The sequence below is a fragment of the Streptomyces sp. SID13726 genome (genome assembly GCF_010548375.1).
Classification (GTDB): Bacteria; Actinomycetota; Actinomycetes; order Streptomycetales; family Streptomycetaceae; genus Streptomyces.
The window spans coordinates 1-621 of the sequence record NZ_JAAGLY010000148.1; the positions used below are offsets into that span (position 1 = coordinate 1).

At 66.8% G+C, this 621-nt stretch carries 1 protein-coding gene; it reads right to left on the minus strand.

Annotated features, from left to right (window positions below):
* Window positions 1–621, minus strand: a 621-nt coding sequence (locus G3I78_RS46845; protein ID WP_164436703.1) for an HAD-IC family P-type ATPase, incomplete at both ends; no start/stop codon positions are given.

The following is a 621-nucleotide window of genomic DNA, read 5'->3' on the forward strand; positions in this document are numbered from 1 at the left end:
GTGCCACCGCAGCTGCTCGGTGAGCTCGACCCGCTGCCCGCGGTCCGTCATGTGGGTGCACAGGCCGAGGACTTCCTCCACGGCGCCCTTGGTGATCATGACGTGCTCGGGGCGGCCGGGGCCGCCCACGATGCCGTTGCGGTTGAGGACCACGGACATCCGGCGCCGGGCGAAGTCGAAGGGGATCTCGTCGACCATCGAGAACCGGGCATCGACGACAACCTCCTCGGCCTCGTCCACGCGGTCGATGACCGCCTGGTCCATCAGGTTCTTCAGACCGGTCTGGAAGTGCGAGTTGAGGTAGCCGTACTCCAGGACCTCGTTGTCGTCGTCGCCGTGCACGTCCAGGTAGCGGTCCAGGACGATCCGGTCCTCGGTGAGGGTGCCGGTCTTGTCCGTGCAGAGCACGTCCATCGCGCCCAGGTTCTGGATCGCGTTGAGCCGCTTGACGACCACCTTGCGCTTGGACATGGCCACCGCGCCCCGCGCCAGGTTGGCGGAGACGACCATCGGCAGCATCTCGGGGGTCAGACCCACGGCCACGGCGATGCCGAGGAGGAAGGCGGCCTCCCAGTCGTCCTTGGTGAAGCCGTTGATCATGAAGACGATGGGGACCATCAC